The organism is Dyadobacter sp. HNCC25DJ184, assembly GCF_056895215.1.
Genome location: NZ_JBXHAQ010000005.1, coordinates 393,919 through 408,810, shown reverse-complemented (window position 1 = coordinate 408,810; position 14,892 = coordinate 393,919). Strand labels below are relative to the sequence as shown.

Below are 14,892 nucleotides of genomic sequence, written 5' to 3'. Positions count from 1 at the left end.
GATTTTTATAATGCTTTTTTAAATACGATTGCCTGAGCATGCTTTTCCACCACCTTATCAAACAGCAGTTTTACGTCATGATATTCCTCTGCCAAAAAAACCAATTTGTTAAGTTGAACCGTACTATTCAATTGCAGCGTATTGTTATCCACCCTGATTTGATAGGAAAATTGCCCTGCCTTCTCAGGAAGTGTATACATCTCGCTTTTGGGTAATTCGTCTACCTTATATCCTTCCGGAATTCTAAAATTGCAAATAACGGTCTGCTTCATCGCACATGGAAGATTCATTGGATATATGCGTTCTGCATCCTTCAAAGGATTTTCTGTCCATCGACCTTGAAGCAACGGATTAAAATAAAATATTTCTTCAGACCCATTCTCATTTTCTAACTCAAAACTCGCCGCAACTTTGACGTTGGAAGTAAGGTTTTCAAGATCATTGGTCACTTTTACATCTGATACTTTCCACTCCGGCACTTCCTTTTTCAGCTCTTCGATATATGTTTCCTCGGATTTGCCTGCATTTTCACTTCGCCAGTCCAAGGCCTCATACCCTGAATAAGATTGTGAGAAAATACCCTTTATCACACCAGCTTTCGGATCAAATGAGGCGTTGATCATCTCCAGCTTTGTATCGCCGTCAACAGGAACTATATCGATAAAACTTCCTTTGCCCTTCGAAGGCAACAGTCTGCCCAAGCCATTTAATGCATGTTGTGGGAGCATTCCCATTTTTACATATGGATCGGTCGCGTCCAGCAAATGTTCTTTTTCTCCGATTTTAACATGGGCAATAACATAGTTAAAGGCATTAAGCAAAGGTATTGCTTCTGTTACCATACCGTGCGACCTGGTGCTTAACACAACCGGGTCTGCCTCTATATCCAACTCCCGCAGCAGAGATATCAGCATAAAATTGATCTCGGCTACATTCCCTTTCTTGTTATCAAAGGCCTTCTTTACACCATCATCTGAGCCAAGTCCGTATTCATCGTTCCATTTGATGGTTTTTCGGATATAGCTGTAGGCGAGTGCCATTCGCTCTGCCGGATCCTGCGTTTTGTTCTTTATTACATCTCTTATTTCTTTCAAATAGGTGCTCTTTTCAAGTTGCACACCAAACCACGGCATTCTGCTCAAGGTATTGTCGACATCATCCCAAGATTGCGAAAAGTCCTTAGTTATTTCGCCAGGCACATATACCCCCGACAATTCAAAGCTGATTTTGGAAAGATAGTCGGACGCCGTGGTAATGAAGGGTTCCTTTCTAAAAGCAGGTGCATCTTTCACGATGAACCGGTATGATTGGCCGGGACCATCATATTTTGAATGACCCACACTCAAATGAATAGCCTCGCTTTCACGTTTATAAAGAGGCAAATACCCACCCATATTCATTTTATAACTCAGGAAAGCAGGGATCTTAATATTGAATTCACTCCACTGGAAAGGTACATCTCCCTGAAATCTCCAGGTTTCAGGTTTGTTCCTTGTGGCCAGAGGTGAGGTTTTCGTGAATCGATACTCGATAATAGACCCCTTTTTTACGTTCGGAAGGTTGAATTTTTCGGCGGTCAGATCTGCAGAAAGCTTTTCTGATTTGACTGACTTCCTATCCATTTTTGTCGTTACGATCTGTCCCCCTTCCAGGTTATACGTAAACCCGGCCAACTCCGTTATTGACTCACGATCATTATGATTGCCTCCAGCGTAATACGAAAGCGAAACTGATGCCCGTTCCAGAGCCGACTCCTTCAGGATTTTGATTCGAACCCAAAACTCCTGCTCCATCACGAGCCCGATGTTCTGATCATATAGGTAATTGACGTTTCCATAGTCATACAAGTATATCGCGTCGGCTGTGCTGTCGCCCGGATAAGCCGTCATTTCCAACGAGGCCCTGTCAATCAAACCAAACTTGGGTTTAAAATCCTGCTGCCCGTAAGAGTACACGGTGGTGACAAAAAATAAAAGCGCAACTGAAAGACTCTGCTGCAAAGTAGTAGCATTTTTACCCGGCATTACCATTAGTTAGGTGAGATAAATTTTATCGCAAATTGTATAATCTTAAAATCAAATTTAAAACTAATTCTACCGGAATTTTGTCACTTTCTTATTGAACGGTATAATTTCTTGTAAAAGGAGATTTTGAGGTATAGAAAGCAAGTACCGTCGGGCATCCGTTAACGAAATTAAATACTTAATTTTGTTACTTATTAGGTTCAAAAAATGCCTGGTCATTCCTCAAACCCATCAAAGTATCATATTTAACGAGTTACTATGTCTGATTTAAAAAATGAATCGCCGCTGCGGGTTTTGGTAGTTGGCTGTGGAAACATGGGGGCGTCACACGCCTTTGCATATCAATTGCTCGACGGTTTCGAGATTTGCGGAATCGTATCGACAGGAAAAAGCAAGGAAGTATTAAATGAAAAACTGGGCGGTGGATATGCGCTCTTCAATGACTATACGCAGGCTTTGGAAGAGACAAAACCTGATGCTGTTTGTATCTCAACCTACCCGGATACCCATGAAAGCTTCGCGATTCAAGCTTTGGAAAGCGGTGCACATGTATTTATTGAAAAACCGCTTGCTGATACAGTTGCAGGAGCCAAGAGAGTTGTGGAAGCAGCGAAATTAGCTGGTAAAAAAGTTGTAGTGGGATATATTCTTCGTCAACATCCTTCATGGGAACGTTTTGTTCAGGAGGCTCAAAATCTTGGCAAACCTCTGGTGATGCGTATGAATCTCAATCAGCAAAGCCACGGGTATATGTGGGGTGTTCACCGTAACCTAATGAAAAGTCTCAGCCCTATCGTGGATTGCGGAGTACATTATATAGATGTAATGTGCCAGATGACCCGTTCGAAACCGCTTCGTGTAAATGCCATCGGAGCGCGTTTGACTGACGATATTCCAGATGGAAATTATAATTACGGTCAACTGCAGATATGGTTTGAAGATGGATCGGTGGGCTGGTATGAAGCTGGCTGGGGGCCGATGATCAGTGAAACAGCGTTTTTTGTGAAGGACGTTATCGGGCCAAAAGGCTCTGTGTCGATCGTTGCAAAGGATGCAGGCGGCAGCGGCAAATCTTCTTCGGTGGAAGCTCATACAAAAACTGAATCCATAAGAGTTCATCATGCTGAATTGAATTCGGAAGATGAATTCGTAAAAGAAGACACATGGATTAACCTGACCGACGAGCCAGATCACCAGGAGCTGTGTAACCGTGAGCAAAGATATTTCCTTAAAGCAGTAACTGAGGACCTCGATTTAACAGATCACCTTCAGGATGCAGTGATGAGTTTGCAGATTGCCTTCGCTTGTGATGAGTCTGTGAAAACGGGAATGACGGTGGTTTTGGAATAACAATCTTCTGCTATTTCTTAAAGGGGCGGGTAGATCACTATCCGCCTTTTTTATGCCCATTGAATATCACTTGCAATCATTCTTCAAATATGCAAAATCCTTCATACGTGTCCGTTTGACGCGATTCGTACCACTTCTTCTGACTAACTTGAAAAATTCATATTAAAGCAATTTTGCATAACATTCATTCCTACAAATGTAACCAATAGATACTTATTTAAATATACGAAGTATCTACTATCAGGTACTTTTTTCAAACGTTTGCACGAGCATTCTTTCAATTTTTTCGTGGTTGTATTGAAATCTTAATGTTAATTGGCTTAATATTGAAAATCTTCTTTGATCACCACATGGTGATTAAATGCTTCATGACACCAAAATCTGAGTGAAATACAAAATTGATGGTCATCCTGACACCCTGAGTCTAATCAATTTAACCAAAACAAAATATAATTTTATTAACAACAAGTTTAATTAAATCATGTGTAATTCTAAATCTTTTCTATGCTAAAACCTTTTTCCTAACCAGCTTATTCGTAAGCACAAACTCAAGTGAACATTCAAAAAAACTTACCTAACAATGAAAGAAATTACTACCTCACCTGCTCAACTCTTTTACCGGAGTGTGCAAACGAAGTTAATTCCCCTGATGCTGGTAATGGCGTCTCCCGCCTTTGCAGAGGAATTAGCTGAAAACGAAGAATCACGTCACTTCAAAAGTTCCATAGTAGCCGAAAGAACCATCAAAGGAAAAGTTACGGACAAAAGCAACGGAGATGGTCTTCCGGGCGTGAACGTTGTTGTGAAAGGAACAAGCGTAGGTACTACCACCGACGGATCTGGAAATTATACGATCAATGTGGCTGATCAAGGCTCTACTCTTGTATTTAGTTTTGTAGGCTTTATATCACAGGAAGTTATCGTAGGCAACAAAAGTGTTGTGGATGTTGCCATCGAATCTGATATTAAAGCACTTAGTGAAGTTGTTGTAATCGGTTATGGTACAGCCAAAAAATCTGATTTAACCGGTGCAGTAGGCTCTGTAAAAGAAGAACAACTTCGTGAGCGTCCAACTCCTTCACTCAACCAGGCCATGGCTGGTAGAGTAGCGGGAGTTCAGGTAAACGTTAACTCAGGTCGTCCGGGTGGCCGTACTAATGTACGTATCCGTGGATTTAGCTCAATTAACTCATCCAACAATCCGCTTTACGTGGTGGATGGAGTAATGCTTCCTCAGGGAACGCAGAACCAATACAGTTCTGCGATTGACTATATCAACCCAAATGATATCGTTTCTGTAGAGATCCTAAAAGACGCCTCTTCGACAGCGATCTATGGAGCGAGAGGTGCAAATGGCGTTATCATGGTCACGACAAAAAAAGGGAAAGCAGGGGAAGGCACAATTACATATAACATGGATTTGAGCGTTCCCACTATCGGACCCAAAAGACCTCATGCTTTAAATGCACAGCAGTATCTGGATACTGAGGATCTGGCATATAAGAACATTGAGAAGTATGACCCTGCAGGCTGGGCTTCCGGAAAGTATGCTAACCTTGATCCCCAAGTACGCAGAAAAAACTTCAGCGTAGCGCACCCGGATGTATTCACTTTGGCTTCAGATGGTAGCTACAAACCTAACTACGATACGGACTGGTTTAAGGAAGCCACACAGAATAAAATTTCTCAAAATCATCAGTTAGGCTTTAGTGGCGGTAATAACAAAACTACCTACGCGCTATCTCTTAACTATCGCGACGATCAGGGTTTGATTCAAAAATCATATCTGAAACGTTACGCTACAAGGTTCAGTATTGACGATCAGGTGAAGAAATGGTTGAAAATTGGTGCTACATTGAGCTACAACAATCAATCTGAAAACCTTGTCGATATCAACGATGCGGTTGCACGTCAAATGGTAGAGGATTTCCCTTTCCTACCAGTAAAATACCCTAACGGCGTTTATGCAAACAACCGTGACTATCCACAGGCTGAAGGTTCATTCAGTTCCATTCACCGTTTGAATGGCAGAAAATATATTGTTAACACTCAAACTACACTTGGTAGCTTGTACGGAAACCTGACTCTTGCCAAAGGCCTGGAATTGCGTTCGATCCTTGGTGTTAACGTGATTAATCAGGAAGTAAACCAGTCTCAAACAAGAACACTGGCTATTTCTGAAAACGGAACTGCAAGCAAAGATAACCGCAAGGAAATGTTCTGGTCATGGGAAAATTACCTTACCTACAACAAAACTTTCGGAATTCATGCGATCAATGCCCTTGCAGGTATATCCTGGCAGGAAACTAATGTGTCAACGACGGCTGCAGGTGTACGTAACTTCTCTACGGATTACTTCACATTCAACAACTTAGGTGCAGGTGCAACGTTGCCGAGTTCTGGTTCAGGAGCTTCACGTTTTGCATTTAACTCATATTTCGGTCGTTTAAACTATACGCTTTTAGAGAAATACCTTTTCACAGTAACAGGTCGTGCGGATGGTTCATCTAAATTCGGGGACAACCATAAATTTGCATTCTTCCCGTCAGCTGCCTTGGCATGGAAGGTGTCAGATGAAGAGTTCCTGAAAAACAATCCGATCATTTCGAACCTTAAGATTCGTACTAGCTACGGTTTGACTGGTAACTCCGAAATTCCTCCTTATTCATCGCTGTCATTGCTAAGTTCAACTTATGCTACGATTTACAACGACGGACGTGTGAATGGTACCGGTATTAACCGTTTGGCCAACCCCGATTTGAAATGGGAAAAAACCGCTCAAACAGACGCAGGTTTAGAAATCAGCATCCTGAAAGGAAGAATCTCTCTTGAAGCGGATTACTATCATAGAAAAACTACAGACATGCTTCTGGATGCGCCGGTACCACGTACAAGCGGTTATGCGGTAATCAGAAAGAACATCGGTTCGATGGAGAACAAAGGTTTTGAATTTGCCTTGAATACTGTTAACATCGAAAATGGTGATTTCAGCTGGACAACCAACTTTAACATCTCCCTGAACAAAAACAAAGTTTTATCTCTTGCGACACCTTCAGATATCTTCGGTGTGGGTGGGCCTAACTTCACTAACCAAACAGGTATTATCCGTATCGGTGAGCCAGTTGGATCTTTCTGGGGTCTTACAAGATTGGGTACATGGAGCGAAGCAGAGAGAGACGAAGCTGCGAAATTTACTAGCTACCGTAATAACCTGACCATTTTGCCGGGTGATATCAAATACAAGGATTTCAATGGAGATAAGGCAATTACTGATGCCGACCGTAGCATTATCGGAAACGGAAGCCCTAAAGGCTGGGGATCTTTCAGTAATACGTTGAGATACAAAGGACTGGACTTGACTGTTGACATTGCCTATTCATATGGAAATGACGTTCTGGATATGACACTTCACCCAAGTGAAGACCGTCAGGCTATCGCAAACAGCTACACTACTGTGTTAAATGCATGGACTCCTACAAACCAGAATACGCCTGTAGCACAGATCAGAGAAACACGTGCGGGTTACGTAACAAACGTTGACTCTCACTGGGTATTTGACGGATCATTCCTACGTGGTAGAAATGCAATTTTGGGTTACAACTTCCCATCGGAAATGGTTAGCAAGATGAAATTGAGCAAATTGAGACTATATGTTTCGGCTCAAAACTTCTTCTTACTTACGAAATACCCACATGGCGATCCTGAAGTTACACCGACCAATGGTGATCAAAACAGCAACGTGTTCTCTCAGGGTATGATCTGGCACGGTTATCCAAAACCGACTACTTACACATTCGGTTTGCAAATTGCACTTTAATGGATAGGCAATCCTGTTAAATTTAAAAAAGCATTAATTATGAAGTTATATAATATAAAAAGTATCGCGAAGATTTTCGTTGCGGGCTCTCTGTTGCTCGGGCCAACGAGTTGCTCCGACTTCCTTGATGAGAAAGATCCATCCAACCTTACTCCGGAAAGCTTTTACACCATTCCTGACCACGCTGAAGCTGCTGTAGCGTCAGTATATGCCGGAATGCGCTTTTATGGCGATGGAGCTGGTATTTTCTCTGCTAACTGGCAAATGCTCGAAGCAGTAACTGGTACTGCTACGACTGAAACAGGTCAAAACTCAGATTTGAACAACTTGTATTCTTTAACATATGATGGTAACACTGCCCATATCGTTAACTGGTATAACGGAATTTATCGGATGATTGCCAATGCCAACCTGGCACTAAACAAAATCCCTACAATTCCGTTCCTTGCACCTGCTACCGAGGCTCAACAGGTAAAGTTAATTGGAGAGGCTAGATTCCTTCGCGCCTGGGCCTATTTCTATGCAGTGCGTCTTTGGGGCGATGTTCCTTTGGTAACAGAACCACAAACTGCCGCATCAGAAGACTTCCTACCTGTTCGTGCGAAACAAGAAGACGTCTATAATTTGATCGTTGAAGATTTGAAAGCTGCTGAGGCTGCAGGGCTACCTGTTACCGACGCAACGGGTCGTGCTACTCAGATGGCCGTTAAATCTTTGCTTTCGAAAGTTTACCTTACTATGGCAGGCTTTCCTTTAAGCAAAGGAGCAGCGTATTATAAGCTGGCTGCTGATAAGGCGTTAGAGGTAATTACTTACGCAAAAGCAAATCCTGCTTCTATCGCGTTATTCCCAACTTACAAGCAGGTTCACCAGGAAAACCTGAAAAACAGATTGGAACACATTTTCCAGATTCAATACAACGTAGCTGTAGCTGGAAATCCACTTGGTGACTACTATCCTAACTTCAAACCTGTGACTTATTCAGGTCCGGGAGGAACGGGAAGTACTATTCCAACACCTTCGTTTTACGGTTCCTTTGAACCTGGCGATTTGAGAACCAAGGATCAGGAAGGATGGTTCTATACAACCTATTTCACGAATGGTGATGGTGCGAAATTTGATTTGGGTGCTCCTTATGTATTCAAACACTTCAACCAAACCGCTAATGGCTCACAGGGAGTTCCGGGAACGCGTAACAACAACCTGAACGTTCCATTGATTCGCTACGCAGAGGTTTTGCTGATTTTTGCTGAAGCGCAAAACGAAGTAGGTGGTCCAACACAGGAAACTTATGATGCTTACAAAATGATTCGCGACAGGGCAACTCTTACAACTCCTGCGTTAGGCACTTTCAGTCAGGCATCTTTCAGAGAGGCTGTATGGAGAGAACGTTGGTACGAGTTCTGCTACGAAGGTATTACCTGGTTTGACATGGTACGTCTGCGGAAAGTGTTCAACGAAAAAACTAAAGGTTTTGACAACTTCGTAGGTCACTTGAACCTGAATGTTGGTGCTGGTGTGGCATTACAGGAAAAACACCTTTTGTTCCCATTGGGTGTTCAGGAAATGAAAAACAACCCGAATCTTACACCTCAGAATCCGGGGTATAATTAATAGGGATTAAATTAAGAAGACGCCTTCTCCATTGAATTGGGGAAGGCGTTTTTTGTTGTCCTTCTGTAAGGCAGAAGATATAGCGATGCTATTGATTTTAAAATTTCAACATAACCACCTCCAGTTGCAGCGCCCTGGGTTCCGCATAGCAAAGCTGACACACAAGCAAACTAAATCTTGAATTACTGCATAATTAGTAATAATTAAACGTTTTATTACCAATATATACTATCTCAATAATTAACTATTTGGGCAGTCTTAATCATACATTTGGTCATTTGATTAAAACAATCTCTGTTTTAGAGCCAAAAACGGAAAAAGCAGCACCCAAACAGCCCGACGTATAAGCCCGGATTTCCGCAATTTCAAAAATTGGCAGTCGTGGCGGTAAAACGAACTTCATACCTAACCACTAACGATCTTATATGCCTTGTTCCTTAAAAAGAAGTGTTCCTGCACTGGTATCTTTCTTCAGTCTATTTATCTGCTTTTTACTGGTTGTCTTAAAACTCTATATTTCGGTTAGTTTCATTCCCGATATTTCCGGAAGCGAGGGAAGCACCATTCTCCCTATTCAGCGTCAACTTGCCGGCCTCCCGATCTATACCGATCCTCAGGAAATCCCCTTTTTAATCAGTCAATACACACCGCTCTATTTTTCATTGATATCCAGTGCAGCAAAAATATTGAGCGTCGCGCCCGAAGAAGTTCATAAAGTATTCATTGTTAGCAGATTTACCTCCATTCTGATCACAATCGCGGGTTCTTTAATAATCGGTCTATTTCTTTACACCAGAGTAAAAATCGGTAAACCCACCGCCATTCTTGCCGCTTGTTTCATCTTCCAAATTCTATCTCAATGGTTTCTGACCAGCTCAAGACCAGACAGTCTGCTTTTTTTCCTTACCACAATTTTCGTTGCATTTGTTCACAAAGCTATTAGCGAAGAAAATCAAGAAAATGTTTGGTGGATAGCGGCGATATTAATCGGAATTACCGCTTTTTTTACGAAGCAAAATGGAGCTACACTTTGCATAAGCATTGGAATTTACCTGATATCGAAAAATCAGTGGATCCATTTTTTAAAATTGTTTGGATTCGGTATCGTTTTTTTTCTTGTCTACTTACTGGTTTTGCCCATTCCTTCCCTGGCCTCCTTTTTTCTCAACATCGTAGGCGGAGTGTCTAATTCCATAAGTTGGAATTGGTTTTATGACTGGACATTACAACGATTACTATTCCAATTTGCTCCTTTAATCGCTTTAAATTTAGTTTGCATTATATATAGTATCAGAAATTCTGAAGATAAATTCCTTCAATTCCTCTCTATTTCCAGCATTACCTTCTTCACTTTCTCTACCATTATTGCCTTCAAAATTGGGTCAGGAGTTGGGTATTATCAAGGATACCTGGTGGTGTCAGTGACCCAGATTGTTATTTTTCTTTCGAAAAAATACAATAACGAGTCAATGGAAAATAATCTTCTAAAACTATCCGCTTTCATTTATTTAGGGATTGTAGCCGTTCACTGTCTTTTGTTTGTTTACATGCGTTACACTGCCATTCCGCTAGAGAGCTTCAAATCTCAGTATATCGAACAAAATAGAGTCGCTCAATATCTTAAAGTCGATTTAGGACTAGAAGACAACCAGTACGTATACCTAACAGAGTCAGACGGAATGGACGGAAATTATCTAAAACATTTTCTGTTCAAAAATACAATTGCGCCATTTGCTGATATTGTCTTCCTCGGCAACAGAAATCGCACCTTTGATTACAGAAAACTTGATAGCCTCATTCAGGAAAATAAAATAAAGTACGTCATCACCCAGACTAATCAGACACCTAAAACTATATTGGGTCATACCTTTCCTAAAGCCAGAAAAATACGGACAATTGATTCGTATGATATATATCAGAATTACTAATTCCTGTAACCTGTATTAACACGCGTTCTGAAATAAAAAAGGCGATTGTTCCAATACAGAAACAACCGCCTTTCAAACATCAAAGCTTTCGCCTGATAGATATTAATCCTCAAACAAGGTTCCTAATCCGCCGATAATCGATCCGCTTTCCTTTTTGGAATTTGGGCCGCCGACGGATAGTCTCTGCACCAGCTTAGATATTGGCATTGACTGAATCCAGCAACGACCAGTTCCTCGCAAAGTCGCCAGAAACATACCTTCCCCGCCAAAAACCATCGATTTCAAACTACCTGAACGCTGGATATCAAAGCTTAACGATTGCTCGAAAGCGACCACACAGCCCGTATCTACGCGCAAAGTCTCATTGTTTAAATGTTTCTCCATCACCACGCCACCCGCGTGAACGAAGATCATTCCGTCACCTTTTAGCTTCTGTAATATAAAGCCTTCTCCACCAAAAAGACCTGAACCAAAACGTTGATTAAAGTGGATCTTCATACTCGTACCTTTGGCAGCACATAAAAAGCCATCTTTTTGAACGATCAATTCATTGCCATATATCTTGGAAAGATCAATCGGCATAATCGTTCCCGGATATGGAGCGGAGAAAGCCACTTTTCTTTTACCAACTCCACGGTTTGTAAAATGCGTCATGAATAGCGATTCTCCCGTCAATACTCGAGTACCGGCCTGAAAAATCTTACCCATTATACTCTGGTTTGGCTCAGAGCCATCTCCCATCTTTGTTTCGAACTGTATACCGTCTTCCATAAAAAGCATGGCGCCGGCCTCAGCAATAACGGTCTCATTGGGATCAAGCTCAATTTCTGCTACTTGAATATCGTCACCAATGATTTTGTAATCAATTTCGTGTGAATTCATATTATTCCAAGGTATAAAGTATGTTCAAAACTAGAGTTAACCTCATTTGAGACTTGTCAGGTGTTACAAACCTAATAAGACTGTCCGCGTGACTATTCCTCTTCCTCGTTCTCCTCAACCTTCTTTTTAGACTTCCGAGTTTTGCGGCCAGGGATATCTTCCCTGTCGCGAAGCTTTTTATCGTCCACATTCTTATTTAAAAACTCGTTGATCCGATCCATATCAAAACTGGTCGTTATCTCTCCGAACGAGTTGATTTTTATATCAAAACCATCCAGGTCTTTGTGCACCTTTGGCTTTTCAGAAGATGGTTTCGAAGTATCAGTCGCTTTCTTTTTTGCCATAGTTTAATGAGTGATTGTGTGGATGAGTTTGAGCTTTTGGTGGTTTAAACGCAGAGTGACTGGAGCTTTTCGCTGAGTTACGCGGAAAAAATTTTAGGTATATCAGCTGGGATATTTTATCTTTTGCTTTCAACCAAAATGAGATTAATGCATCCTGGCCAGTTTCCCCGCATTCACTCAATCGCTCATTAAATTTATGCCAATCGGATCTGCGCTGGCAAACGCGCCAGTGCCACTTCGAGCCTGTTTATTACGTTTTCCTTACCAAGAATCTCCATAATGATCATCAAATCGGGGCCTGCACCTTGTCCGGTCACTGCCAGACGCAATGCCTGCATGATTTTCCCCATCTTGATACCCAACGATTCCATCGTTGCCGAAAGTACCGATTTGATATGATCTGCAACGAATTCCCCTCCGTCATTTTTTAATGCGTCGGCAAAACCGGAAATCGCATTAACCGCTTCCTCATTCCATTTTTTGATAACTACATCCTGATCATATTCTACAGGTAATGAAAAGAGAAATAGCGACTCATCTACTATTTCTTTAGCCAAATGAACTCTTTCTCTCAACAAATGGACAATTTGAGTCACCTGAGCATCGCTTACACCCAGGCCACGGGAAGCATAGAGCGGTTTAACCTCCTCCACAATCGATTCTTCTGACCGTTGTTTTAAGTATTGCTGATTGAACCAGTTGGCTTTGTTGATATCAAAACGAGCCCCTGCTTTATGAACACGTTCGAAACTGAAGGATTTAATCATTTCCTCCATGCTGAAAATTTCTTGTTCAGTACCGGCATTCCAACCCAATAGGGCCAGGAAGTTAGCAGTCGCTTGAGGCATATACCCTTCTTCTCTGAAGCCTTTAGCCTTGTCGCCTGTAACGGGGTCGGTCCATTCCAGCGGGAAAATAGGAAACCCGCCCAAATCTGCGTCCCTTTTCGATAGTTTTCCATTACCATCAGGTTTTAACAAAAGCGGGAGGTGCGCAAACTGAGGCATCGTTTTTTCCCAACCGAAATACCGGTAAAGTAATACGTGCAATGGTGCTGACGGCAACCACTCTTCACCTCTGATCACATGCGTAATCCCCATCAGGTGATCATCCACGATGTTGGCAAGGTGATAAGTCGGCATTCCGTCTGACTTCAACAATACCTTGTCGTCAATTTGACTTGAATGAACAACTACCCAACCGCGAATCAAGTCGTTGAAACGAATATCTTCCTTCGGCATGATTTTCATCCGGATCACATAAGGTTCTCCACTCTCCAGCCTGGCTTTGGTTTCTTCCGGAGAAAGCGTGATGGAGTTTGTCATCTCCATTCTTGTGATCGCATTATATTGAACGGCTGCCACTTTTGCAGCCTCCATTCTCTTGCGCATTGCATCCAGTTCCTCCGCCGTATCAAAAGCATAATATGCCTTTCCCTCTGCGACCAAGGTTTCAGCATATTCACGGTACATCGGTTTTCTCTCTGACTGGCGATAGGGCGCATGAGGACCACCTCTTTGCGGACCTTCATCTATAGCAATTCCAAGCCATTCCAAGGCTTCCATGATATACTCCTCAGCTCCGGGAACGTAGCGAGTCTGGTCAGTATCTTCAATACGAAGCAACATCTGTCCGCCGTGTTGACGGGCAAAAAGATAATTATATAAAGCAGTCCTCACTCCACCAGCGTGAAGCGGACCTGTTGGACTTGGTGCAAAGCGCACTCTTACCGATGAGTTACTCATTTTATTATATTTTCTGGATTCCTGGAACCCGTTATGACTGGGTAATACCAATCATCTATTTCTATTTAAGTATTTCCCTGAAATTTAGCCGATAGTATTTTCAATATAAATTACTGATCATTAAATACTTATCAAAACTAAAAGAGAGATGAGCGACGGATCAGTCGATATTATTCTACTGCAATAACAGATATCTCAACATTCACATCTTTGGGAAGGCGTGCTACCTGGACAGTCTCACGTGCGGGCGGTTCCGACTTGAAAAAACTGCCATATATTTCATTCACAGCAGCAAAGTCATCCATATTTTTCAGGAAAATTGAAGATTTTACAACGTGTGAAAAGGAAAGACCTGCCGCGCCAAGGATGTGTCCGATGTTTTGCATTACCACACCAGCCTCCGCTTTGATATCTCCGGATTTTGCAAGTTCAGCAGCAATCTGACCTGAAACATACAAAGTACCATTCACCTTAACTGCCTGACTGTAAGGACCTATCGGAGCCGGAGCTTTATCCGAAAAAATTATCTGTTTTGCCATTTTATATATATTGAATTCAAACGCATAGCAGTCGATAAAGATGTTACCGTGCTACACTTTCTTGAAAATGATGGCTGCAAAATTACCAAAAATTATGGCAAAGGAATGGATTATTCTGAGTCAAATAGTGCTTTGAGCTCATTTGCTTCGGAGGGCTTCATTCTTCCCGCCAAAACCAGGCGGAGCTGCCTTCTGCGAAGTGCACTTTCATAAAAAGAAATCTCCTCTTCGGTTTCAGGTTCCAGAGCCGGAACTTCAATGGGACGGCCATTTTGATCCACCGCGACGAATGTATAAAATGCACTGTTTGTACTAACACGCTCGCCAGCTGGGATATCTTCTGCCCATACCTGCAAGTGCACTTCCATTGATGAACTGAATGCGCGCGTTACCTTTGCATGCATCGTAACAATATTACCCAGACGAATAGGTTCTGTGAAAGAAACATTGTCGACAGAAGCCGTCACTACAATGCGGTTGGAATGCTTTTGGGCAGCAATAGCTGCACAGATATCCATCCAATGCAGCAAACGCCCACCCATCAGATTGTTCAATGTATTGGTATCGTTAGGCAATACCATTTCGGTCATTGTAACGTCTGAATTAGCTGGTTTCTTGGGCTTTAGCATATTAATCAATGGGTAGACTA

Annotated in this window: 10 protein-coding genes; 4 read left to right on the top strand and 6 right to left on the bottom strand. The window is 42.1% G+C overall.

Annotation, left to right across the window (positions count from 1 at the left end; genetic code table 11):
• Positions 1 to 5: 5 nt before the first annotated feature.
• Positions 6 to 2,024 carry a DUF3857 domain-containing protein gene (locus AC1XUD_RS10520; protein ID WP_483360942.1) on the bottom strand — a complete coding sequence of 673 codons (2,019 nt, stop codon included), beginning with the start codon at positions 2,022 to 2,024 and terminating at the stop codon, positions 6 to 8.
• A gap of 258 nt (positions 2,025 to 2,282) precedes the next feature.
• On the opposite strand from AC1XUD_RS10520, the gene AC1XUD_RS10515 reads away from it, so the two are divergent.
• The 4 genes from AC1XUD_RS10515 to AC1XUD_RS10500 all read left to right on the top strand — a co-directional run bounded on the left by AC1XUD_RS10515 (position 2,283) and on the right by AC1XUD_RS10500 (position 10,733).
• Entirely contained in the window at positions 2,283 to 3,374 is a 1,092-nt protein-coding gene (locus AC1XUD_RS10515) for a Gfo/Idh/MocA family oxidoreductase (protein WP_483360941.1), read from the top strand.
• 580 nt (positions 3,375 to 3,954) lie between these two features.
• On the top strand, positions 3,955 to 7,191 hold the full coding sequence (locus AC1XUD_RS10510; protein WP_483360940.1) for a SusC/RagA family TonB-linked outer membrane protein: 3,237 nt from the start codon (positions 3,955 to 3,957) through the stop codon (positions 7,189 to 7,191).
• A 39-nt stretch (positions 7,192 to 7,230) separates the two neighbouring features.
• Positions 7,231 to 8,805 carry a RagB/SusD family nutrient uptake outer membrane protein gene (locus tag AC1XUD_RS10505; protein ID WP_483360939.1) on the top strand — a complete coding sequence of 525 codons (1,575 nt, stop codon included), beginning with the start codon at positions 7,231 to 7,233 and terminating at the stop codon, positions 8,803 to 8,805.
• Between the two features lie 425 nt (positions 8,806 to 9,230).
• On the top strand, positions 9,231 to 10,733 hold the full coding sequence (locus tag AC1XUD_RS10500; protein WP_483360938.1) for a glycosyltransferase family 39 protein: 1,503 nt from the start codon (positions 9,231 to 9,233) through the stop codon (positions 10,731 to 10,733).
• A gap of 102 nt (positions 10,734 to 10,835) precedes the next feature.
• Here the strand turns inward: AC1XUD_RS10500 and AC1XUD_RS10495 are convergent, their stop codons facing one another.
• The 5 genes from AC1XUD_RS10495 to AC1XUD_RS10475 form a co-directional block, all read right to left on the bottom strand.
• Positions 10,836 to 11,615, bottom strand: a complete 780-nt coding sequence (locus AC1XUD_RS10495; RefSeq protein ID WP_483360937.1) for a TIGR00266 family protein — start codon at positions 11,613 to 11,615, stop codon at positions 10,836 to 10,838.
• Between the two features lie 92 nt (positions 11,616 to 11,707).
• Positions 11,708 to 11,959, bottom strand: coding sequence for a hypothetical protein (locus tag AC1XUD_RS10490; RefSeq protein WP_483360936.1), 252 nt, complete (start codon positions 11,957 to 11,959; stop codon positions 11,708 to 11,710).
• 194 nt (positions 11,960 to 12,153) lie between these two features.
• Entirely contained in the window at positions 12,154 to 13,704 is a 1,551-nt protein-coding gene (gene gltX / locus AC1XUD_RS10485; RefSeq protein WP_483360935.1) for a glutamate--tRNA ligase, read from the bottom strand.
• 170 nt (positions 13,705 to 13,874) lie between these two features.
• Positions 13,875 to 14,243, bottom strand: a complete 369-nt coding sequence (locus AC1XUD_RS10480; RefSeq protein ID WP_483360934.1) for a Rid family detoxifying hydrolase — start codon at positions 14,241 to 14,243, stop codon at positions 13,875 to 13,877.
• Positions 14,244 to 14,353: 110 nt separating this feature from the next.
• Entirely contained in the window at positions 14,354 to 14,872 is a 519-nt protein-coding gene (locus tag AC1XUD_RS10475) for an acyl-CoA thioesterase (RefSeq protein WP_483360933.1), read from the bottom strand.
• Between the last annotated feature and the right edge of the window lie 20 nt (positions 14,873 to 14,892).